Origin of the sequence: Microcoleus sp. FACHB-68, assembly GCF_014695715.1 — a bacterium.
In the GTDB taxonomy this organism is placed as follows: domain Bacteria; phylum Cyanobacteriota; class Cyanobacteriia; order Cyanobacteriales; family Oscillatoriaceae; genus FACHB-68.
On sequence record NZ_JACJOT010000013.1, the window covers coordinates 466,143 to 489,011 of the forward strand.

Annotated in this window: 16 protein-coding genes; 10 read left to right on the forward strand and 6 right to left on the reverse strand. The window is 47.4% G+C overall.

Features of this window, described 5'->3' with window-relative positions; genetic code table 11:
- Positions 1-19: 19 nt before the first annotated feature.
- Complete coding sequence (locus H6F73_RS19645; protein ID WP_190760447.1) at positions 20-724, reverse strand: Uma2 family endonuclease; 705 nt, start codon at positions 722-724, stop codon at positions 20-22.
- Between the two features lie 173 nt (positions 725-897).
- Between H6F73_RS19645 and H6F73_RS19650 the strand changes: the two genes are divergently transcribed.
- Complete coding sequence (locus H6F73_RS19650) at positions 898-1,914, forward strand: aromatic ring-hydroxylating dioxygenase subunit alpha (RefSeq protein WP_190760448.1); 1,017 nt, start codon at positions 898-900, stop codon at positions 1,912-1,914.
- 150 nt (positions 1,915-2,064) lie between these two features.
- On the opposite strand, the gene H6F73_RS19655 is transcribed toward H6F73_RS19650, so the two are convergent.
- A complete protein-coding gene (locus H6F73_RS19655) occupies positions 2,065-2,652 on the reverse strand; it encodes a DUF1802 family protein (RefSeq protein ID WP_190760449.1) in 588 nt (195 codons plus the stop codon).
- Between the two features lie 133 nt (positions 2,653-2,785).
- On the opposite strand from H6F73_RS19655, the gene H6F73_RS19660 reads away from it, so the two are divergent.
- The 3 genes from H6F73_RS19660 to H6F73_RS19670 all read left to right on the forward strand — a co-directional run bounded on the left by H6F73_RS19660 (position 2,786) and on the right by H6F73_RS19670 (position 7,812).
- Positions 2,786-3,748: an aldo/keto reductase gene (locus tag H6F73_RS19660; protein WP_190760450.1), complete on the forward strand. Its 963-nt coding sequence runs from the start codon at positions 2,786-2,788 to the stop codon at positions 3,746-3,748.
- A gap of 136 nt (positions 3,749-3,884) precedes the next feature.
- On the forward strand, positions 3,885-4,754 hold the full coding sequence (locus tag H6F73_RS19665; RefSeq protein ID WP_190760451.1) for a DUF4351 domain-containing protein: 870 nt from the start codon (positions 3,885-3,887) through the stop codon (positions 4,752-4,754).
- Between the two features lie 184 nt (positions 4,755-4,938).
- On the forward strand, positions 4,939-7,812 hold the full coding sequence (locus tag H6F73_RS19670; protein WP_190760452.1) for a HEAT repeat domain-containing protein: 2,874 nt from the start codon (positions 4,939-4,941) through the stop codon (positions 7,810-7,812).
- Between the two features lie 231 nt (positions 7,813-8,043).
- Here H6F73_RS19670 and H6F73_RS19675 read toward each other — a convergent pair whose 3' ends face one another.
- Positions 8,044-8,286, reverse strand: a complete 243-nt coding sequence (locus H6F73_RS19675; RefSeq protein ID WP_206754753.1) for a hypothetical protein — start codon at positions 8,284-8,286, stop codon at positions 8,044-8,046.
- Between the two features lie 17 nt (positions 8,287-8,303).
- Here H6F73_RS19675 and H6F73_RS19680 point away from each other — a divergent pair, with 17 nt between their 5' ends.
- On the forward strand, positions 8,304-10,181 hold the full coding sequence (locus tag H6F73_RS19680; RefSeq protein WP_190760454.1) for a tetratricopeptide repeat protein: 1,878 nt from the start codon (positions 8,304-8,306) through the stop codon (positions 10,179-10,181).
- A gap of 264 nt (positions 10,182-10,445) precedes the next feature.
- Here H6F73_RS19680 and H6F73_RS19685 read toward each other — a convergent pair whose 3' ends face one another.
- On the reverse strand, positions 10,446-11,162 hold the full coding sequence (locus H6F73_RS19685) for a L,D-transpeptidase family protein (protein ID WP_190760633.1): 717 nt from the start codon (positions 11,160-11,162) through the stop codon (positions 10,446-10,448).
- A gap of 857 nt (positions 11,163-12,019) precedes the next feature.
- Here H6F73_RS19685 and H6F73_RS19690 point away from each other — a divergent pair.
- On the forward strand, positions 12,020-12,592 hold the full coding sequence (locus tag H6F73_RS19690) for a hypothetical protein (RefSeq protein WP_206754754.1): 573 nt from the start codon (positions 12,020-12,022) through the stop codon (positions 12,590-12,592).
- Positions 12,593-12,867: 275 nt separating this feature from the next.
- The gene (locus tag H6F73_RS19695) at positions 12,868-13,587 is read left to right on the forward strand and encodes a DUF1838 family protein (protein ID WP_190760456.1); all 720 of its coding nucleotides are present in this window, start codon (positions 12,868-12,870) and stop codon (positions 13,585-13,587) included.
- A gap of 19 nt (positions 13,588-13,606) precedes the next feature.
- On the opposite strand, the gene H6F73_RS19700 is transcribed toward H6F73_RS19695, so the two are convergent.
- Positions 13,607-14,308 carry a dienelactone hydrolase family protein gene (locus H6F73_RS19700; protein WP_190760457.1) on the reverse strand — a complete coding sequence of 234 codons (702 nt, stop codon included), beginning with the start codon at positions 14,306-14,308 and terminating at the stop codon, positions 13,607-13,609.
- Between the two features lie 115 nt (positions 14,309-14,423).
- Here H6F73_RS19700 and H6F73_RS19705 point away from each other — a divergent pair, with 115 nt between their 5' ends.
- Positions 14,424-15,014 carry a hypothetical protein gene (locus H6F73_RS19705; protein WP_190760458.1) on the forward strand — a complete coding sequence of 197 codons (591 nt, stop codon included), beginning with the start codon at positions 14,424-14,426 and terminating at the stop codon, positions 15,012-15,014.
- 139 nt (positions 15,015-15,153) lie between these two features.
- A complete protein-coding gene (locus H6F73_RS19710; RefSeq protein ID WP_190760459.1) occupies positions 15,154-16,563 on the forward strand; it encodes a sorbosone dehydrogenase family protein in 1,410 nt (469 codons plus the stop codon).
- Positions 16,564-16,660: 97 nt separating this feature from the next.
- On the opposite strand, the gene ftsH3 is transcribed toward H6F73_RS19710, so the two are convergent.
- On the reverse strand, positions 16,661-18,499 hold the full coding sequence (ftsH3, locus tag H6F73_RS19715; RefSeq protein ID WP_190760460.1) for an ATP-dependent zinc metalloprotease FtsH3: 1,839 nt from the start codon (positions 18,497-18,499) through the stop codon (positions 16,661-16,663).
- A gap of 615 nt (positions 18,500-19,114) precedes the next feature.
- Between ftsH3 and H6F73_RS19720 the strand changes: the two genes are divergently transcribed.
- On the forward strand, positions 19,115-22,693 hold the full coding sequence (locus H6F73_RS19720) for a HEAT repeat domain-containing protein (protein ID WP_190760461.1): 3,579 nt from the start codon (positions 19,115-19,117) through the stop codon (positions 22,691-22,693).
- Positions 22,694-22,869: the final 176 nt, after the last annotated feature.

Below are 22,869 nucleotides of genomic sequence, written 5' to 3' on the forward strand. Positions count from 1 at the left end.
TGGTTAAAAAATCTTTCCTCTATCCAAACTCCTCTGGATTAACTCCCATTTCTAACAGCTTTTGCCGTAAACGTTCCGCTTTTGCTTCAGCATTTTCTGCTCGTTGGCGTTCCGCCTCTGCGCGTTGGCGTTCTTGCACTTCCGCTTCTTCTGGAGTGGGAACCAGTTCTCTCTCTGGGGTAAAAAACCGCAACTGTTCTTCTAAAATACCTAAATACAATTGCAATTCCTCACTCCAAAGCCATTCCCGCTCATTTGGCTCAATCTCTTCATAGCGACGGTAGATGAGCTTAAACCCCTTGAATTCTAATTTATAAGGGTCAAACCAAAAATATTCAGGAGTGCGAAAAATATCTTGGTAAAGCTGTTTTTTTAACCCTCGGTCAGTTTGAGCCGTACTATCAGAAAGAATTTCTAGAATTAAGTTAGGATACTTGCCGTCTTCTTCCCAAACAACCCAACTTTTGCGCTCTTTGCGTTCGGTGTTTAAAACAACAAAAAAATCTGGCCCCCGCACGTCTTCTGATTTACGTTGCCGGGTGCTGTAGTAAATACTCATGTTTCCGCCGGCAAAGAAATCCTGCCGGCTGCCCCACAACCGTTCTAAGCAGGTTAATAGTAGAATTAATTGTTTCAGATGCCGGTAAGTTTCCAATTGTGGTTCCTCACTCAGTAAATCGCCGGCTGGAAACACTGGAATCTCAGATGGAGTGCTTTCTACCATATCGCATAGCCCAGATAGCAGCAGCTTATGTTGATTTTTAATTCTATTGTATCGAAGTATATGCTAAATAAAAATAGTATAATTGTTTAAGAGATGGAAAAATTTATAGCTTCATATTAACTCGCTCTAAAACTGCTTTTGTCGTAATTGATATAACTCAATAAGTATCAAAAATGGTTACATCTGACGCAATTTTACTCAACGACTGGCACGTTGTAGCCAAATCGGAAGACTTGCCACCGGCAACCATCCTGCCGGCACGTTTGTTGGGAGAAAACTTAGTGTTGTGGCGCAACGGAGATCACATCATGGCATGGAAAGACGTGTGTCCTCACCGAGGTGCGCGTCTTTCGATGGGGAATATCTCCGGTGATACCCTCATTTGTCCCTATCATGGCTTAGCTTACGATACTAAAGGACAATGTACATACATACCTGCCCATCCAGATTTACTGCCGCCGGCACGCGCCCATGTTCAAACTTACCAGGCATACGAATTTTATGACTTAATTTGGGTGCGTCTTGGCGCAGATTCGCAAGCCATAATCAAAGATAAAAAAGACGATTCCGAGGTTGAGTCCATCATCCCACCTTCCTTTCCAGAGTGGGAAAATCCAGCTTTTCGCAAATTCCTCTGCGGCTCTTACAAATACCATTCCAGCGGATTTCGAGCCATTGAAAATTTCCTAGATGTGTCCCATTTCCCATTCGTGCATGATGGATTGCTAGGCGATCGCAACCGTACCGCCACCGCAGACTATGAAGTGGAAGTCGAGAAAAATGGCATCTCACTCCGCAATGTGCGCGTCTGGCAACCCGATCCAGACGGCACCGGCACGGGAGGAGAAGTTACTTACAATTACCGCGTCTTGCGCCCCCTGACGGCGTATTTTGTGAAGCAGTCGCCAGCCGGCGAATTGACAATTTTCTTTACCGTCACGCCGGTGAATGAGGAAGAATGTTTAGGGTGGATGTGGATCACCATGAATTACGGGCATGAGATCCCAGAAGCAGAATTACGAGCATTTCAAGATAAAGTTGTCCGGCAAGATATTCCGATTGTGGAATCCCAGCAACCTAAGCGTCTCCCATTAGATTTGCCGGCAGAATTTCACCTACCTTGTGATCGCGCCTCCATAGCTTATCGTAAATGGTTAAAACAATTCGGCGTTACTTTTGGAACAGTTTAGATTAGATAAAATCACCGATGCACACAGATAAATTATCTGTATATGCCTGACGGCACGCTGCGCTATCATCTGCGTTTATCTGCGTGCATCTGCGGTTAAAAATTTTCTAATTCCAGTTTTTTCTAAAACCCTCACTTACCAACACCGGCATCACAACGAAACCAACTCCGGATTAGCAATCGTGCGGCGAATAGCATTCGCTTGTTTAATATACTCACCCTCACTTAAAACCGGCACTGCCCCTTCCATTGAAATCGGTTCAACCAGATCGATCCAAGATTTGCAGCCACCGTATTCTGGGCGATATGGAATAACTTGTGGTTGCGGAAGTTTATAAGCCCGCAGTAGCAGCACATAAATCGGCTGGCGCGGCTTCCATTTGAGACGTTCGCTAACAAATTGCTCGTTCCAAATATGATAAGGTAACAGTGCCTTAATTGCCGGCTCGTGAGCAACTGGGAAAATATCAGTAATTTCAGCCCAGCAACCAATCCGAACCGTTTCCGGATGCCAGCCAGACTCCACCGGCATCACCTTGCCGGCATATTCAGATTTCAGCAGATTCGGCTGTTGATGCTCATAAGTTGGGTAGAGAAAAACCTTGTCGTAATCAACACGAAAGCGCCCATTTTCTTCGCGTATGCCGCCTTTCCGCAGCAGAATGATAGTTTTGCCGGCTTCCAGGGCATCGACGGCGACAGCCCATTCTTTCAGTGCGTGAGAAGTCATTAATTCCATAGCAACCACATCACCTCTTTCTTTCAGATTAAACTACCAAACCTTAACTTGACACAGACCTATCTGCATTAATTTGTGGAATCTGCGGTTAAAAAACCAAATATACTCAAAAAAGCAGAATTAAAAAATAAGCATGGAAACACGAACTCTAGGCACATCTGACGTGAAAATTACCCCAATCATTATGGGGACTTGGCAAACCGGCAAAAGAATGTGGGTGGGAATTGAGGATGCCGACAGCATAAAAGCATTGAAAGCTGCCTATGATGCCGGGATCACAACCTTTGATACCGCAGAAGTTTATGGGGAGGGACACTCAGAACGGATAGTCGGAGAAGCGCTCTCATCTGTACGGGATAAAGTCGTCTACGCAACGAAAGTATTCTCGAATCATCTCAGCCGTAATCTAGTGATTGAAGCGTGTGAGCGTTCCCTGACAAATCTCAAAACAGATTATATCGATCTTTACCAAATTCATTGGCCGGCTGGAACTTGGAACAGTGAATTTGTGACAGTTGAAGAGACGATGGGCGCTCTGAAGAGATTGAAGGAACAGGGAAAAATTCGAGCGATTGGCGTGTCTAATTTTTCTCGCGGACAGATAGAAGAAGCTTCACTGTATGGACAGATTGATAGTTTACAACCGCCCTATTCTTTATTTTGGCGTTGGGTGGAAAAAGAGACAATGCCTTATTGTGTTGACAAGAATATTTCTATTCTCGCATATTCTTCACTTGCACAGGGATTATTAACCGGCAAATTTGGCCCCGATCACAAATTTGAGGAAGGCGATAACCGGGCAAAAAATAAGTTGTTTGCCGATAAAGAGAATTATCAACGAGTGCAGGAAGCTTTAAATAAATTGCGTCCGATTGCCGAACGTAATCAGTGCAGCCTCGCTCAGTTATCTTTGGCGTGGTTAATCGCTCAACCGCAATCTAGTGCAATTGTTGGGGCGCGGAATGCAGAACAAGCAACCGCAAATGCGAAAGCCGGCACTCTTAAATTATCGGCAGATGATTTAGCAGAAATTGATACCATCGGGCGCACTGTTACAGATAATTTAGATGACAATCCAGTGATGTGGGATTTTTAATGACCCGGCAATAATTGGATTGCTTAATCATTAATGACTAAGCGATGCTGTCGGTTCTCTTTTTCCTCCTTTTCTCCATCATTTAGAAGTCGGAAAAAATGCTTTAATTGAATAGAGCATTTACGCCTAAATCCAAATGGCAAAAGCAGACACCGGCAGCAAACGATTAATCAGTCTAGATCCGAATGGATGGGTGCAATGGGTAACACAGCGTCCTGATATCGAAGCAGACGAAATTATCAGTTCTGAATTTCAATGGATCGGGCGAGAAAGCGATGTCATCGTCAAAGTAAGCAGCCCGGAAACAGGAGAATTTCTCGTACTAAACGAGCTACAATTTCGCTATGACACTCGGATGCCAAAGCGGATGCGGGCTTATGCGGCGCTGGCAGAAGAAAAATATAACTTGCCGGTTTATCCCGTCTTGATTAACATTTTTCAGCCAGAAACAGCCGTCCAAATTCCCAACCGCTATGAATCCAACTTTCTCGGCTTACAAGCACGTCAAGATTATCGCGTCATTAACCTTTGGGAAGTAGATGTTGAGGTGGCATTTCAACCGACACTCAAAGCCTTACTTCCCTTTTCTCCCTTACTCAGGGGTGGGGCGCAGGAATCTGTCGTCGTTCGGGCTATCCAAATCCTACGAAGTGACCAACAGTTAAGCGAGTTGGAAAGCCTCTTAGGTTTCTTTGCCACCTATGTTTTAAACCCCGTCCGAATTCAACAAATCGTGAGGTTTGATATGGCAATTTTAGAGCAATCTCCCATGTATCAGCAAATGGTACAGAAAGAGCAGAAACGATTAGCCTTGCGGATATTGCAACGCCAGCTTCCACGCAAATTTGGAGAGGTGCCGGCTACTGTACAAACTGCCCTAGAAGCCTTAAATGGGGATCAACTAGAGGAACTGCTAGAGGTGCTGATTGAAGTCAATTCTCTGGATGCGTTTATCAGTGCAATTCCCGCTGCTGAGGAAAATGAGCCAGGTGAGGCGCTTTTCTAAAGCAAAATTTTACGGTTAAACTGAATTGCCAACCTGTCTGAGGGTTGCCGGCATTGTGCTGCGGTACTTTTAGCGAAAATCCACCGGCACTCTCAGCCGGCTTGCGTAAACGTGCCTGATTAAAATGTAGATATTATTATTCCAATTGCTGAGGTTGTTCAACTCAACAACAACTTCTACTCAAATGACTAAACATCGCCGGCAATCTCTGTTCGCTGCATTCACCGTTCTTTTCCTGTCTCTGACATTGCCCGTACTGGTAGCCGGCAGTGCTTGGGCGCAAAATCAACGTGGGAAAGATGCCGGTGTCACACAGGTTGCGCCCCTGATCGAGAAATTAAAAACCGCTGATGAATTTAACCGTGACGAAACGATTGAAGCGTTAGCCAAACTTGGCGCACCCGCCGTTCCCCAACTCATCAAAGCCTGGGAATCTGATAATTTGCTAGTCCGCCAAGGTGCAGGCGATGCACTGGAAAAAATCGGTGAGCCGGCTGTCCCGGCCCTGATCAAAGCCTTGGAGTCCAAGAATAAGCGAGTGCGCTGGCTAGCGGCTGCTGCGCTAGGTGACACCGATAACAGTGAAGGCGTTCCGGTTCTTGTCAAAGCACTAAAAGATCCGGATACACGAATGCGCCGTATTGCTGCCCAGTCTCTAGTAGGAATGAGCTTCGATAGCTCAAAGTCGGCAGCATTGTCGGCAGCATTCAAAGCCGCTGTCCCCGACTTGGTTAACGCTCTCAATGACAAAGATGCAGACGTGCGTAGCCATGCGGCTTGGTCGTTGGTGTGGATGGGCATAGAAGCCAAAGCTGCTGTCCCTGACTTGGTTAACGCTCTTAACGACAAAGATGCCTACGTGCGTAGCAGTGCCGCTTCTGCCTTAGACAGCATCGGCACAGAAGCCAAAGCTGCTGTTCCCGGCTTGATTAACGCTCTTAAAGATGAAAATGCTCGCGTGCGTGCCAATGCCGCTTCTGCCCTGGGGAGCATCGGCACAGAAGCCAAAGCTGTTGTCCCTGACTTGGTTAACGCTCTTAACGACAAAGATGCAGACGTGCGTGGCAATGCCGCTTCTGCCTTGGGGAAGATCGGCACAGAAGCCAAAGCCGCTGTCCCTGACTTGGTTAACGCTCTCAAAGATGAAAATGCCTACGTGCGTAGCCGTGCCGCTTCTGCCTTGGGGAAGATCGGCACAGAAGCCAAAGCCGCTGTCCCTGACTTGGTTAACGCTCTCAAAGATGAAAATGACGAGGTGCGTGGCAATGCCGCTTCTGCCTTGCAAAGCATCGCGCTTAGCCTTCAAGAAAAAGCAAACACCCTATCACCAAAGGAGTTGGATAAAACAATCTCAGACTTGGAGGCAGCTTTAAAAATCCTCGAAGCGCCTAAAGCTGAATTCTCAGCAGACAATATTAGAACTTTTCATCTGTCCCTCAACGCCCTCAAAGCCCAAAGAAATGCCAATTTAACCTATTGGATTCAGCAAAATCCCTGGCGAGCCGGCATCCTTTTCTATCTCCTCTTCTTCCCCTCCCTATGGTTAACAATTTTCTGGCTGCGTCCCCGGTGGCTGTTGCGAATTAACGACGCCCTCAAACCCTACGAATTTAAACTCCCTGAAACCTTGGGAGGCGCACCCATCCGCATTCGTGACCTCACGTTTTTCAGTCTTTTTGTTTACCATCCCAGAGTTCTTGATGCCTGGGTTGCTAAACATATCGAAACATTCCATGAAGAATTTAGCAAGCTAGAAACCGTCAAACGTCGTGCCACCTACGTCCCCGTTGATGTTGAACTCGACGATAAAAAAATTTCCTTAGAGGCTACAGAGTTGCAAGCTACCTTCAACAAAAAGCGTATCTGCTTGCTGCTCTATGGCGAAGGCGGCATTGGCAAAACCAGCATCGCTTGTCAGATGGCACTGTGGGCAATGGAGTCAGATCAAACCAAACGTCTCTGCAAACACCGGCAGCTTCCCATTCTCATAGAAGAAGAACTCAGCACCCAAATTCCCCAAGGCAAACATCCGTTTCTAGAAGCGATTCGAGGAAAGCTGAAAACCCTCACCCACCATCCCCAAGCGATTGATGAAACCCTGGTAAAAAAATTGCTGGAACAACGCCGCCTTCTGGTCATCGTAGACCACTTTTCAGAAATGACCGAAGCCACGCAAAAGCAAATTGACCCGGATTCATCAGAATTTCCCATCAATGCTTTAGTCGTTACTTCGCGGCTGAAAAGCAGCCTCGGCAAAGATAGCAAAACCACGATTCAACCCCAGAAAATACAAGGCGCTAAGCTTGCAGATTTCATGGAAAAATACTTGGATAAACTGGGTAAACCATCTCTATTGAAAGGGCCTGATTTTCACAAATTATGCGCTGACTTTGCCAGACTCTTAGAAGAGGCAGAAAGGCAACAAAGAAGTACCACAGTTTTATTGGCTAGATTGTATGCTGATTTAGTGATAGCCAGAAAAGAAGGCAAAAAAGATGAGAATTTGCCGGAAACAATCCCTGATTTGATGTTAGAATATGTCAATGAAATTAACCGGGATGTCGCAACAAACCGGCTCGATGAGCGCACGGTTCATGCCGATGCCAAAGCCATCGCTTGGGAATGCTTGAAACCCACTTACAAACCGGCAACTGCTAAATTTAAAGATGCGATAGCGGCGCTCTCTGCCTTAAACCCGCAAGACGTAGAAATTCGCCTCAAATATCTGGAAGAAACACTCCGCCTGATTCAAACCGTAGGCGCAGCAAAAGAAGACATCCGGTTTACCCTCGATCCGGTAGCTGAATATCTAGCCGGTTTGCATTTAATTGATGTTTATGGCAATAACGATAGCAAATGGCAAGGTTTCTTAACCGTAGCTGAATCACAACCGGGTTTTCCCGATGCGATTAAAGGCTTTTTGCTGGCAGTACGCGATTGCTATTTAACAAAAATTCCAGGCGCAAAAAATAGCGATTTTCTCCCCAAAGAAATTGAACATCGCTGTATTCCCAGTGCCCCACCGGCACCTGTACAGCCCGTGCCAGTGTCCCCGTAATCAGAGCGATGCCGGCTATTTTTCCAAGAACCTACCCCTTGCCCTCCCTTACCAAATTCGGTTTTGATAGGCTGCTAACTCAAGCTTTTAGTCAGTTTCAACTGACTTAAGCTATGAGACAGGGACTTAAGTCCCTGGCGGAGTAAGCGCCCCACCGAGAACCCGCCTGGGATTCAAATCCCAGGCTAATAGCAAAAGTCCACTAAAGAGGACTCATACCAAAGAGTTAACTCAGATTCGCTTTGGTGAGGTGCCGGCAGATATACCCACTACCCTACAGGGATTAAATTTAGAGCAATTAGAGGAATTGGCGGATGTGGCTGTAACCGTGAATTCCCTCAATGAGTTTATCGCCTCTATTCCTCCCTCATCTGAAAATGCAACAGAGCCGGCATAATCTACCCGAATTGAGAGGGTGACGGGGCGACAAACCGGCACACCCAAGCCGGCAAGTAAAATTAAAGGGAACGCCATCACCCGTAACCCCAACCATGTCAGACTCACTGAGCGAGCGCTACCTAGCCTTTATCGAGCAAATTGTTGAAATCACCCTCAAAGGGCAAATTCGCTCAAAAGAACAGGTTTATCAAATGCTTGTGGAAGGCATAGAAGCCGGCACTGGCGAAATTTTTGAACGCAGTTTAGATGAACAATTAAACACCGCCCAATCTGTAGTAAAAACTGAAAAAGATGAATTAAAGCAAGCCAAAGCCAACCGCCGGCTGAGAGCGATTAAAACGATTCAAACCGAGTGGGAACGCTGGCAAAAAGAAAATAGAGTGTCTGGTGCCATTGCATCCGCTATTCAACAAATTCTCAACGCAGATGAGCGTGATCGCCTTACCGTTGTGTTGCGCGTACTCGATCCTAACCAAAAGCAGCCGCTTACCTTAGAGCAACTGCAACAACTGGCAAAATTATTGCATCAACAACTCACGCAAATTGCCAACCCCGACTTAGCGCAAGATGTGCAGCAAATTCTCACCGGCATCACCGCAGGATTGGAATCTTGGCAACGACTCGAAGGCAATCTTGTTAGCTGGATTTACGAAAGACGTAGCCAAATCGGATTTGCCGGCACTCCTGAGCAAAATGGCCCTTGGGCGTTATGGGCAAAACAAGTCAGCAGTCCCTTCCCTAAAGCCTTATTTAATGCAATTTCCCTCAATCAATCTATCGTTGAAGCCACTGGCAAGCAAGCCAGTTTAGAACCGGCAGCATTAATTGAATTAGCAGTAATTTTGCAGTGCTTGCAACGAGGTTTAGTTGCCTGGTTTGATAAACTGGTTTATGACTCGAAAGTTGGTGCAAAGCTTTCCATTTCCACCTTCTTAACCTTTGCCGCAATTTGGGTTCAGTTAGCCAATGGCTTTGAGCGAGCAACCAGCCTTAATTCCAGTAATCGAGAACGCTTAGCCAATGGCTGTTTTCAAGTTACATTACAAATTCTCCGAGCTTTCTCTCAACGCGAATACTTTCCGCTTTATGGGGGAATTTTTGCCTCGTTTTCAGGTAGCTACTTGCGAAATACACTCGATTATCTGAGTGAACCGCTGCGACAAGTGGAAGGAACCCAAGAAAAAGCTCGAATCCTCACACTTTTAGGCTATTCACAACACGCTCAAGGTCGTTATGAGCAGGCAATTGTCTTTCATGAACAAGCCTTGGAAATTGCCCGTGAAGCCGGTGATCGTCCCTGTGAAATTGCCAATCTCAATCACCTCAGCCGCACCTGCGTTGCTCAAAAAAACTATGCCGGTGCAATTAGTTACAGTCAACGCGCCCTTATTTATTCTAGGCAAGCCGGTGATCGTTTAGGAGAAGCAAACGCTCTCGCAAATTTCGGTTTTAGCGAAGTATTCCAAGCCAAACAACAAGAACAATTAGAACCGGAAGTTTATGAGAGTGCGATTAACTACTTAGAGCAAGGTTTGCAATTAGCAGAAAAATTAGGTGATCGTCAAAGTCAAGCCCTTTGTTTCAGCAGTCTCGGCATCGCTCACGTTGTTTTAGATCAACCTGAAGAAGCCCTCAACTATCTAACAGACGGGTGGAAAACTGCCCAAATGTCAGGAGATTTATATCTACAAGGTCTGAATTTGGCTTACTTAGCGCAAGTTTGCTACAGTTTAACCGCCATTGGCAATGCTGTGGCTTACGGTGGTTTGGGAATGTATATTTTAGAGCAAATTGGTGCAAATGAGTGGCGGCAACCGGCAGGCTTGTTGACAATCTTACAGGGTCAATTAAGCCTTGAATTTCAAAATCTTTTGGAGCAGAAGCGCCCTACTATCATTGCAGTCATTGGGGTAGATGGCTATGACTACATCCCCGAACTGTTAGAAAGATACCTGAAATCTTTAGAGTAATTAGACTATTTGCAAGCGTTGATTTTTTGTTTAACCCCCACCAACCCGCTCAATTACACTTCAAGGGCGCATCCCAGATCGGCAAAAACATTAGTAGTGGGAACAGCTTGTTCCCTGAGATCACAGCCAGCGGGCAAGATGCCCGCACTACTAATTTTCAAAAATGGGATGCTCCCCACTTCAACCGGCACGCGCCCATCAACTTTTTGTCAATCACCCTGTTGTCAATAATGCAAAGAAAAAGGACGCTTGCGATTAGTTTTCCTACGGTTCTACGACAACAGGTGTTCCAACTGACACCTTCTCAAATAAAGCTTGAACATCGCGATCAAACATCCGGACGCAGCCGTGGGAAGCTGCCTGTCCGACTGAATCTTCATTCGGCGTGCCATGAAAACCGATGACATCTTTTCCATCCGTCCAAAAGCCAATCCATCGGGTTCCTAACGGATTATCAGGCCCAGGCTCGACAAGTTCTCCCGTCCAGGGATGCTCCCAAGTTGGATTTTTGATCATTTGCATCACTTGATAGGTGCCCACCGGCGTTTCCCACCCATCCTTACCCACTGCAATTGGATAACTAATTTGCATCTGGTTATCGCGATACACATAAACGCGGCGCTCGCCTAACTTAATCACCAAGCGGGTGCTGAGGCTGTCGCTGGCTGGAGAAGGTTTATTACTCGGAGAAATATTGGCAGGTTTATCGCTGGGTGCAATATCAGCAGGTTTATTGCTCGGAGCAATATCAGCAGGTTTATCGGTTGGCGCAATATCAGCCGGTTGCTCAATCGGCGGCGAGACACGTTGCTCAACCTGTGGCTTTAGCTCACCGGCAGCGCCTCCTTTCTGGGCAACCTCTAAAGCATCAGCTTGCCGGTGCCCCCACAGCAGTACCATTGTCGCACTCAAGCACAGCATTATTAATCTGTGCGTTTTGCCCATGCTGGAAGAACGATTTAGGGACTCTCCTCTCACCATTGCTGTCATCTCTTATCTCTAGCAAACGATTTATGCAAAATGACTGTCTAGAATTCACAGAAGCAGACCTTGCTTCGTTAGATTTTAAGGCATATCTATCTTAGCGTTTAAGATTGGATATAGAATTTTCCAAAAAAAAAGAAAGCTTTCACCGAACGCCTTGCTGGATAATACTTTTAATAACTTACGAACCCGGACATTTATCAGTCATCCCGATTAATTTGATAACTTTTGATTAAAATTCCCCAGTTTCTTCAGGGATAACGCAACTTTTCATTCGATTTGTTCTTTTTAAATGGGGGGTAGATGATAAATTTTTATTATGAGAGTAATGAAAACCCCGCCGGCAGCCCTAACTTCTCATCGTTTCTACAAAAGGGTTGGCTGTACAAAAGAGTCTGCTTATAAATGCTCCCTATAAAGTAAAATATCAGTAACCTCACTGAGCCGGCAGTAACCAGCCTCATTTTTAACCGTACTTATACGCAGTGGGGGATAATGGGCCAAATTTCAAGTTTTTCGGCGGCTATATTTTAGACAAAAGGCATAAATCAGAGATTTTAAAAGTCGAGATGTATTATCAGCCTGATTCTGTATTAAAACGCTGTAGGATTAGTACACTAGAGCAGGCGCATTAACTGATTTACTTGCTTTAACAGTCACGTTGGCTTTAAAAAAGCAAGATTTCAAATACCTGTGCGAATAGCAATTAGCTATACCTACAGGTAGATTTAACCGAAAGCTGCGAACGTTAAAATTTGGGCATAAAGGCTAAATCTATAAACGTTTTGCAGAGCCAAACTAACTTTAAGCAGTTAGTGTACTAACATAAGGTTCTCCTAAGTGAGGAGGTTTTCATGGGAATTGAAAGAATGAAATTACTGACAGGGACGACCGTTTCACTGTTGCTTTCCGCCATCTCAATGTATCCGGCAGTTGCCGGCCAATCTGATGTGATCGCTCAGCAGCAGCCTATTGCCCAAAACAATATGCCGGCTTCTGAAATGATTAGAGGCACCATTAAAAGTATTGTTGGCGATGTGGTCACGATTCAGGAGCCTGATGGTCGAGTCAGACCGCTGACCGTTCGACGACCGGAAAGAGGGGCACTAGGACTGGTGCCGGGAATGGATATCATTGCCAGGATGGAAAACGGGCGTGTCGTTGATCTCGCCAGAGCACCGATGATGAACGAAGAAACGGTGCGGACGACCTCGACGACGACCACAACCACCATGCCAACCGTCCGAGAGACGATGACAACAACCACCCCAACAACCACCCCAACAATGCGACCGGAACCTGTTGTCCGACCGGCACCGACGATGACAACCACCCCAACAGTGCGACCGGCACCTGTTGAGGTTGAAACCGCACCCGATAATACCTATTATGAAGCTCCCGCGCAGCCGGTGAGAGGGCTGTGGTAATTTCACTGCACAATTTTGTGGCTAATTAAAGCCTGATTAATTAAGTAATGCCGTCCTAAAGGACGGTATTGCTTTTTAAGCTGTATTACTGAACTTCATACTTAAGCCATTGCCGGTTTTACAGACGATTTTCACCGGCAACACAAACTATTTAAAAATGTCAGATGAATTTAGCAACAGCGTCCATAACGGATGAACAATTCGTTAAAATCTGTTGCAGTCTTGATAGCAGAACTCATTATTTCTCTGCCACTGGTTCAATGTAGGCCCAACCGATGGATGGAAATCAACCGGCTTACCTGTTTGATTTTCTTGGCGTAGATATCTCACGCTGCATTAAAGATGAAATTATTAACGGCTGGATATTACTGAGCCGTAAAATTACACTTTATCTTGACCCGCAAACTGGCCAAGTTTTAAAGACTTGGCAAAATCCCTGGAGTGGTGAAACGCTCAACGTTATGCATCGCTCTTACGACTACCAAGAATTTGAAATTCCTCAACAAATCAAGGCTCACATCGCCCCGGAAATTTCCTCAGTTTCATTAGATATTAACCTGAAATTACCGAACCCACTGGCAAAAAATCCCAAATTTTCCGAGCATTCTCCTGAAGAATTTATTCAATCTTCAGATTCTTATAAATTTATTTTTCCTACAAAAATGCTGAGTGATGAAACCCTCACGCCCGCTGATAACCGCGCTGTCGCACTTTCCTACTACCGCATGGGGCCTTGGGAACCTTGGATGAAAATGAAGGGAAAACCCGGCTTTTTAGTTTTGAATTACACCGGAACTAAAACAGATGCCTTTGAAGAACTGCATCCAGAAATTAAAGCCCAAATACAGCAGAGAATGCCGCTGTTTTACGAGGCTCCAACCCATCGCTTACAGCGGTCTATCGCCACCAGTTGGAGCCGGTTTGACGAACAGTTTGATGGGTATTTAAGAGGTGAAGAATTTCCCCTGCCGGCCCCCGTTGCTGAAGAAGTTTAAATCATCCAATTTTGCCGGCTCAAGTTAAATGCTCCTGAAAAAACGCCATTGTACGGCTGTTGGCAAGCTCGGCAGCGGCTTGATCATAGGATTGACCGCCTTCACGAGCAAAGGCGTGAGAGACGCTGGTGTAAGAATAAACCGTCACCTGTGGATGACCGCTGAGCTGTACCCTAATAGTCGCTTGGGCTTCAGGGGGGACAAACTGATCGCTCTCCGCAATATGCAGCATCAGCGGCTTTTGAATATTGCCGGTTTCATCAAGATTATTTTCAATGCCAACGCCGTAATAGCCCACATTACACGCAGCATCCGAACGAGTCGCCATTAAATAAGCCAACTTACCACCCAGACAGAAGCCAACACTCCCCACCTTGCCGGTGCATTCAGGCAGTTGTCTGAGCGTATTGAGCGTGGCAATGAGATCCTCAACCCCCTTATCTTCATCAAAACCTTGAAAAAGCTGTAATGCCTTATTCCAGTCTTCTTCGCTATGGTCATCTAATTGCACTTGAGGCTGCTGCCGCCAGAACAAATCGGGCACAAGAGCAACGTAGCCGGCAGCAGCGTAAGCGTCGGCTAAACGCCGCATCACCTGATTCACGCCGAAAATTTCCTGAATGATAATCATGCCGGCACCGGCACCCGCAGTCGGAGTTGCCAGATAGCCGCTGAAACTGCCGCCATCTAAGCTTGCGATCGCAATCTCTTGAGCGCTCATAAATCTTGGTTATTCGTTAGTTATTGAGAAGCAATGTTGCGTGAGATGAGGCAGCGATGGCCAGCTTGTGATAAAAAAGGGACATCCATAAAACGCGGCAACTGGACATCAACCAGTGAACACACCCAGCCACGCTATCATCAATCTGGCCATTCTTGGCAAACACCAGCCTTCACCCGCGACTATTCCCATCGTTATCGGTGCGATTTTACCTGATTTACCGATATTTATCTTTTATTTTTGGGCAAAATTCTTCCTTCGCCTGCCAGAAAAGCAGATTTGGTCTGAAGCTTATTATCAACCGTTTTGGCAAAACATCACGGCCACCTTCCATTCCATCCCCCTTGCAGTAATGGGTGTGGCGGTTGCTCACTACTGCGGTTGGCCGGCAGTTAAACAAATCTGTCTCAGTGCGATTTTACATTCCCTGTGCGACTTGCCCCTGCACAACGACGACGCCCACCGGCACTTCTTCCCTTTCAGCAATTACCGATTTATCAGTCCCGTATCCTACTGGAACCCTAGACACAACGGCGCAATTGGGGCGCTGATTGAACTGTTAGCGGTATTGGCCGCCACGTTCCCAGTTTTGGGTTTAATCAACTCTTGGGCCGGCAAGGGAATTGTAATTGTGATTGATTTAGTGTACTTGATTGGATACCTTAACTTTTATGGTCGGGCGATTTGGGGAGTCCTAAAAATGTAAGGGCAGTGAAGCGCGAAGATCGGGCGTGCAGGAGTCACTCAACTCCAAATCCTTTCACTGGTGAACTCTTTTCCTCTCCCAATCTCCCCGATCTCAAGAAGTGCGCGAACTAACCGGCTAATTTTCTGAGGTCGCTTTAATGTACCGATTGCGTTGCTTAATGCTGCTTTTACTGCTGAGTGGTTGTAGTGGGAATGTCAAATCTGGCAAGCCTGCAGAACCGGCCAAGGGCGATAATCGCCCAGCAGTAAACCCCGCCCCAGTTGGGGAAGCACAAACCCAGCCAACCTTGGCACCTGTGGCGGCTTCTGCCCCACTTCAACGACAGGTACGCACCCGATCACTCTCACCCAAACCGATTCGCATCACTGTGGAAAGTTTGCCCAAACCCTACCACAGTAACAGCGCCTCCCGCTCTCCTGACGTTGTGCCGGTGCCGGCCAACCCTGTGCTCGATGTTCCTGCCGGCTTTACCGTCAATGTCTTTGCCGAAGGGTTAGAAAAACCGCGCTGGTTGGCACTCACCCCTAGCGGTGACGTGTTGGTGACAGAAACGCCCCAAAATCGTATTCGCCTGCTGCGCGACACCGATGGTGATGGCGTTGCCGATACAACTAAAGTGTTTGCTACTGCGGAAAACAAATTGCATTTACCGCTAGGGATGGCATTTGCCGGCGGCTACTTTTTCCTCGGCAATACGGACGAAGTGCGGCGGTTTCCCTACACTGCCGGCAGCGATAAACTCACGGGTGCCGGTGAAAAAATCGCGGATCTTCCTGGGGAAGGCTATAACCAGCATTGGACGCGCAATGTGGCTGTCTCGCCCGATGGCCAGAAGCTTTATGTTTCCATTGGTTCAGAATCGAATGCAGATGAAGAACCGCTTCCTCGCGCTTCTGTGCAGGTTATGAATAAGGACGGTTCTGAGCAAAAAACCTTTGCCTACGGTTTACGCAATCCTGTGGGACTCGACTTTCATCCCGTCACCGACGAACTTTACACCGCCGTTAACGAACGGGATGGTTTAGGGGATGATTTGGTGCCAGATTACCTGACGCGGATTCGTCAAGGAGAATTCTACGGCTGGCCTTATGCTTACTTCTCGCCGGCCAACCTCGACCCTCGTTTGGTGAAAAACGGCCAAAGTTTGGAGGCGGAATTGGTGAAGCGCACCCAAACCCCTGATGTGCTGTTTCAAGCGCATTCAGCGGCTTTGGGATTACAGTTTTATGATGGCCAGACGTTCCCGGAAAAATACCGCAATGGGGCGTTTGTTGCCTTTCGCGGCAGTTGGAACCGCAATCAAGGCACAGGTTATAAAATCGTGTTTGTGCCCTTCAATAGCAGTGGTCGTCCCCAAGGCGGCTATGAAGACTTTGTCACCGGCTTTCTACTCGACCCATCTGGCCCAACGACTTGGGGGCGACCTGTGGGGTTATTGGTAATGCCGGATGGCAGTTTACTGTTTACTGAGGAAGGCAACAACCGGATATATCGCGTGCAATATCAGCCGGCGGCAGTACAGAGGCCGGCGCAAAATCCTTCCTAGCCTCAGATGTTCTGGGAATACAAAGAAAAACCCCCTTTTCCGTGAGGAGAGGGGGCTGGTGTGAGGTGTCAAAAGGAAACTTTATACAAACAAGCGATTAAGCAACCGCAGCCATTTTTACATCGTTGGTGGCTAGCAAGTCTTGCAGTTCATCAGCATCAACGGTTTCTTTTTCAATCAGCATATCTGCCAATTTGTCCAGAACTTGCCGGTTGTTGACCAATACTTCCTTAGAACGCTTGTAGGCTTGTTCGACGAGGCCGCGAACTTCATCATCAATGGCAGCGGCGGTTTCTTCTGAGAAATCACGTTCCGCCATAATATCGCGCCCCAAGAACATATTACCTTGTTGGCGACCCAGCGCAACAGGGCCGAGACGATCGCTCATGCCGAAGCGCATGACCATTTGCCGTGCGACTCGTGCGACTTGCTGCAAGTCGTTGGACGCGCCGGTGGTGACTTCTTCTTCACCGAAGATAATTTCTTCGGCGATGCGACCACCTAAAGCGACGGCCATTTGATTTTGCAGGTAAGACCGGCTATACAAACCAGAGTCCATGCGTTCTTCGCTGGGGGTGAACCAGGTCAAACCGCCGGCGCGACCGCGAGGGATGATGCTAATCTTCTGCACGGGGTCATAGTCGGGCATCAACGCACCAACCAAGGCGTGACCGGCTTCGTGATAGGCAACTAAGGTTTTGCGCTTTTCGCTCATCACGCGGTCTTTCTTTTCTGGGCCGGCAAGGACGCGGTCGATGGCATCATTGACTTCATCCATTGAGATTTCAGTCAAGTTGCGACGGGCGGCGAGAATAGCGGCTTCGTTGAGCAGGTTAGATAAGTCTGCGCCGGTGAAACCAGGGGTACGACGGGCGATCTTTTCCAGATCCACGTCTTTTGCCAGGGTTTTGCCACGGGCGTGGACGTTGAGAATTTCCAACCGGCCAGCATAATCAGGGCGATCTACCACAACTTGCCGGTCAAACCGGCCTGGACGTAGCAAGGCGGAATCGAGCACGTCGGGACGGTTGGTTGCGGCAATAATGATGATGCCGGTGTTACCTTCAAAGCCGTCCATTTCCGTGAGCAACTGGTTCAGGGTTTGCTCGCGTTCGTCGTTACCGCCACCTAAACCGGCACCCCGCTGACGACCAACGGCGTCAATTTCATCGATGAAGACGATGCAGGGGGCGTTTGATTTGGCTTGTTCAAACAAGTCGCGGACGCGGGAAGCGCCGACGCCAACGAACATTTCCACGAATTCTGAGCCGGAGATGGAGAAGAAGGGCACGCCGGCTTCCCCTGCAACAGCTTTCGCGAGGAGGGTTTTGCCGGTTCCGGGAGGGCCAACGAGCAGCACGCCTTTGGGAATTTTGGCACCCACGGCGGTGAAGCGATCAGCATTCTTAAGGAAATCGACAACTTCACTCAGTTCTAGTTTGGCTTGCTCAATGCCGGCCACATCGCCAAAGGTGACTTGGGTTTGCGGTTCCATTTGCACTCTGGCTTTCGATTTGCCAAAGTTCATCGCCTGAGAACCTGGGCCACTTTGAGCGCGGCGCAGCAGGAAGAATAAGCCCACTAAAAGCAGGATGGGGAAAAACAGACTGCTCAGTGCTTTCAGCCAGAAGCCGTCATCGGTTTGCGGCAATACTTCGATATTGACCTTGTTATCGGTCAATATATTGATCAGATCAGGGTCGTTGGGGGGTAGATTGACTAAGAATTTGCCGTCTTGGGCTTGAACTAATGCTTTAGTCCGGTCGGCACTAATACTGACTTTATCTACTTTTTTCCCTTCAACTTCCTCAATAAACTGGCTGTATCGCAGCGTTTGCCGGCTGGGGGGTTGTTTGTCAAAAAATGCAGTAAATAGTGCAATGACAACAATTGCTAGCAATGCGTACAGTCCCGCATTTCTCCACCGTTTATTCACCGGGATCGAGCCTCCTAAAACTTTTATTTTTTGACGCGGACAGTTAGTATTGTTTATGTAAACTAATATTAACCGATTTTCAGCTAAATGCGGTAGTGGGGTATTGGAGCCGGCAGATTAAGAGGGTAAAGCTGCGTCTGGTAAGGATTTGAGACGTTAAGCTTGAGAAGTGTCTGCTGGGGTTGCTAGGCGGTGGCAGGGTTCACGTCTGTTGATTTCCCTGCCGGTATCTGCTTAGTTGTTCTGCCGGCACAATGTCCAGCGCGATGGCTGCTCTCATTTGGGAAGAGTGGCAAGGTGACTGGTTACATTCTTAGCGTAGCGTGTGCATTTATGAGATTGCCGGTTGTTATTCATATTCTGTAACGTTGAGCGTTTCACTGTGCCGGCAATGGGGATAAATTTTTAACCACAGATAAACACAGATAGTTTCTTCGTGTTGTAGCGTTGGCTAGCGAAGCCTAGTCTCTGTTTCCCGCCTATTACCCACTTAATCGGCAGAGGTGTTAGAAGAGTTGTTTGCGGAAGATAATTAAGTTTCCTTCTCTTTCACCCTAGAGGTTGGGTGAGGCTGAGTATGCTATTGATATCGGCAACTGCACCCATCTGTTACTTATGAATCAACCGCGTAAACCTCACGGTGCCCCTGCCAAACCAGAGGCGATTAACTGGCGTGAAGTCTGCCGCAAAATGCTGCAATCGCGCCGACAACTTGCCAGCAATTTGTTGATCTCTGGTATTGAAATCACCATTAAAGATGAATTGGGTAACATTGAAGATGATTTTTTGAACAATGTCCTTGCTAAGGGACAAAGTTACAAAAGCGGCGGCAAACGCCTGACGATTATTGGCGAACCCGGTGTGGGAAAAACCACGCAGTTATTAAAAATTGCGGATTGGTTGCTGGATGATACCCCAAGCGATACAGAAACCGAGTTTGTTAAACCGCTACCGATTTGGATTTCCTTGGCGCAGGTGAAAAAACCCTTGCACCAGTATTTAAGAGAAGATTGGTTGCGCGAGGCGGCGAAAGAATTGGATAGTGCCCCATCGGCATGGGTGGAAGAATTTACACAATTGCTGAAAGATGGAAAAGTGTGCTTGCTGCTGGATGGTGCGGATGAAATGGGGGTTCCCGCTCTACTAGGAACGCTGGCGCAATCGCGTATAAGTCCATTGTTGAACAACGTGCTGATGGTGATCAGTTGCCGGCTTAATGTTTGGGAAGCGGCGGGAAATACGTTGGGGGGTACGTTATGGTATTTTGACACTTATAAAATGCTGGGTTTCAGTTATAGAGAAAGCAGCAACCGGGATCAGGTCAAACAATTTATTGATAAATGGTTTAACAAGTATTCCTCAATTCTCTCTGATGTGGAAAGGAGCAAGGGAAGTCAATTACGCGCCGCATTAAACGAATCCGGAAAAGAGCGAATCAAAGATTTAGCCCGCTATCCGCTGCATTTGTCGCTACTGTGCTTCACCTGGCAATCTAGGCAAAGAAAATTGCCCGATACGAAAGCCGAACTTTATCAGATATTTGTTGAGGCGCTTTATGAGTCTAAAAACAGTGTTTATCCTACCACCCCAGCGCAGCGGAAAAACTTAAATGCTGCCCTTGGACAGTTGGCGATGAAGGCAATTGATCAGGGATACAAATCAATTTTGCCCTACAGTTTAGTCAACGAAGCGCTAGAGAAATTGCATCCAGAATTATTTGAGCAAGCCCTCACCTTGGGTTGGCTGAATCCTGTGGGGGGTGACACCCTAAACCCACTCAAATCTGCTTACGTTTTTTATCATCCCACGCTTCTAGAATATTTTGCTGCGTGTGAAATTGAGGATTGGCAATTTTTCTTGAAACCCTTACCCCACAACATCGAGCGAGACAATTACCGCATCTTTGAACCGCGATGGAAAGAGGTATTTTTGCTATGGTTGGGGCGTTTGGATGTGCCGGCAGAACAGAAAGAGGAGTTGATTAATTCTTTAATTGAGTTTGAGGATAGGTGCGGCGACTGGGACGCTATTGATAGAGCAAATAAAGGATTCTATGAATTTAGAGCCTATTTTCTAGCAGCAGCCGGTATAACTGAATTTTGCCAGTATTCTAAAAGCGATGAAATAGTTAGACAAATCGTTAAATGGGGCTTTGGTTACGTTAACAAACAACAGGAGTGGCAAACCTATCTCAATCCTATTCAAGAGGCAGCGAGAGACGTGTTGCCCCAGACACAGCGATCCAAAGTGATCACCGCTTTAGTCGAGTTAACCTGCACCTGTCAGCCTGAAGGAACTCGCAGGATGGCGGCAGAAAGTTTAGGGAATATCGACCCTGGTAACTCTGATGCCATCGGTGCTTTAGTCGAGTTAATAGGTAATTCTCAATCCCCAGAAACTCCAAAGATGGCGACAGAAAGCTTGGTGAATATCGGCACCGGCAACCCAACTGCTATCGGTGCTTTAGTCGAGTTCATAGGCAACTGTCAGTCTGAAGATACCTGCTGGAGGGTGGCAGAAAGCTTAGGGAAAATCGACCCTGGTAACTCTGATGCCATCCGGGCTTTAGTCGAGTTGACCCGCAATTCTCAGTCTGAATTTACCCGCAGAATGGCGGCAGAAAGCTTAGGGAAAATCGGCACCGGCAACTCTGATGCCATCCGTGCTTTAGTCGAGTTAATTTGCAACTGTCAGGATAAATATACCCGCAGTCGGGCGGCATATAGCTTGAGGGAAATCGGCACCGGCAACCCAGATGCCATCGCTGCTTTAGTCGAGTTAACTCGCAACTGTCAGGATAAATATACCCGCAGGATAGCAGCAGGATGCTTGGAGGAAATTGGCATTGGCAACCCAGATGCCATCGCTGCTTTCGTCGAGTTAATTCACAACTCTCAGTCTGAAAGAATGCGCTATTGGGCGGCAGAAAGCTTGGGGAATATCGACCCTGGTAACTCTGATGCCATCGCTGCTTTCGTCGAGTTAATTCGCAACAGTGAGTCTGAAGGAATGCGCTATTGGGCGGTAGACAGCTTGAGGAATATCGACCCTGGCAACTCTGATGCCATCACTGCTTTAGTCGAGTTAATTCGCAACTGTCAGGATGAAGAAATCCGAGGGATGGCGGCAGGATGCTTGGGAAATATCGGCACCGACAACTCTGATGCCATCACCGCTTTAGTCGAGTTAATTCGCAACTGTCAGTCTGAAGATACGCGCAGTCAGGCGGCATATAGCTTGGAGTACATCGGCACCGGCAACCCAGATGCCATCACTGCTTTAGTTGAGTTAACCCGCAACAGTGAGTCTGAAGATACCCGCTATTGGGCGGCAAAATGCTTGAGGAAACTCGACCCTGGCAACTCTGATGCCATCGCTGCTTTAGTCGAGTTAACTCGCAACTGTCAGGATGAAGATACCTACAGGATGGCGGCAGGATGCTTGGGAAATATCGGCACCGGCAACCCAGATGCCATCAGTGCTTTAGTCGAGTTAATTCGCAACTGTCAGTCTGAAGATACGCGCAGTCAGGCGGCCTATAGCTTGGAGTACATCGGCATCGGCAACCCAGATGCTATCACCGCTTTAGTCGAGTTAACCCGCAACTGTCAGTCTGAAGATACCCGCTATTGGGCGGCAAAATGCTTGGGGAAACTCGACCCTGGCAATAGAGATGCTATCCGTGCTTTAGTCGAGCTAGTTACTAACTCTCAGGATGAAGATACCCACAGTCGGGTGGCAGAATGCTTGGAGTATATCGGCATCGGCAACCCAGATGCTATCCGTGCTTTAGTCGAGCTAGTTACTAACTCTCAGGATGAATACACCCGCTGGAGGGTAGCAGAAAGCTTGCAGAAAGTCGATCCAGGCAACACTGATGCTATCCGTGCTTTAGTCGAGCTAATTGGCAATTCTCAGCATGACGAAGCCAGATGGAGGGCAGTACATAGCTTACAGGAGATTGTGGCGACACAGAAGCAACTGCTGAAGGTTGTCTCTGCTGTGAAAGATTGTTTATCCGATGAAACTTACGAAAATGACTTGATAGGATTCTATGAATACTACAAAGTCATCTGGCAATGCGCCCAAAGTCTACCCTACCCAGACTTTTATCAAGCTTGGCACCGGCAGCCCCCCACCCATCCGGAAATGCCAGACATCACCACTTGGGGAAACACCCCAGAGGCACAATGATTAACCTGAGACACCTTACGCCAAATTCTCGCCACTGCCGCTAACAGCCACCTGATTTTTTGGGGAGAAATCAAGGTGCTTTCCATTGCCCGCAGTAAATTTTTCGATCCCTATATTAATATCTTAAACTTTTAAAGGACGGATGGAAATAATTCCTCCGCCCTGCAATAATCTTT

Coding starts and splice junctions, on each gene's coding strand:
- H6F73_RS19700 (WP_190760457.1), bottom strand. CDS start 14,308: ATGAGCGCTCAAGAGATTGCGATCGCAAGCTTAGATGGCGGCAGTTTC.
- H6F73_RS19695 (WP_190760456.1), top strand. CDS start 12,868: ATGGATGGAAATCAACCGGCTTACCTGTTTGATTTTCTTGGCGTAGAT.
- H6F73_RS19660 (WP_190760450.1), top strand. CDS start 2,786: ATGGAAACACGAACTCTAGGCACATCTGACGTGAAAATTACCCCAATC.
- H6F73_RS19690 (WP_206754754.1), top strand. CDS start 12,020: ATGGGAATTGAAAGAATGAAATTACTGACAGGGACGACCGTTTCACTG.
- H6F73_RS19650 (WP_190760448.1), top strand. CDS start 898: ATGGTTACATCTGACGCAATTTTACTCAACGACTGGCACGTTGTAGCC.
- H6F73_RS19720 (WP_190760461.1), top strand. CDS start 19,115: ATGAATCAACCGCGTAAACCTCACGGTGCCCCTGCCAAACCAGAGGCG.
- H6F73_RS19670 (WP_190760452.1), top strand. CDS start 4,939: ATGACTAAACATCGCCGGCAATCTCTGTTCGCTGCATTCACCGTTCTT.
- H6F73_RS19655 (WP_190760449.1), bottom strand. CDS start 2,652: ATGGAATTAATGACTTCTCACGCACTGAAAGAATGGGCTGTCGCCGTC.
- H6F73_RS19685 (WP_190760633.1), bottom strand. CDS start 11,162: ATGGTGAGAGGAGAGTCCCTAAATCGTTCTTCCAGCATGGGCAAAACG.
- H6F73_RS19665 (WP_190760451.1), top strand. CDS start 3,885: ATGGCAAAAGCAGACACCGGCAGCAAACGATTAATCAGTCTAGATCCG.
- H6F73_RS19680 (WP_190760454.1), top strand. CDS start 8,304: ATGTCAGACTCACTGAGCGAGCGCTACCTAGCCTTTATCGAGCAAATT.
- H6F73_RS19710 (WP_190760459.1), top strand. CDS start 15,154: ATGTACCGATTGCGTTGCTTAATGCTGCTTTTACTGCTGAGTGGTTGT.
- H6F73_RS19675 (WP_206754753.1), bottom strand. CDS start 8,286: ATGGCGTTCCCTTTAATTTTACTTGCCGGCTTGGGTGTGCCGGTTTGT.
- H6F73_RS19645 (WP_190760447.1), bottom strand. CDS start 724: ATGGTAGAAAGCACTCCATCTGAGATTCCAGTGTTTCCAGCCGGCGAT.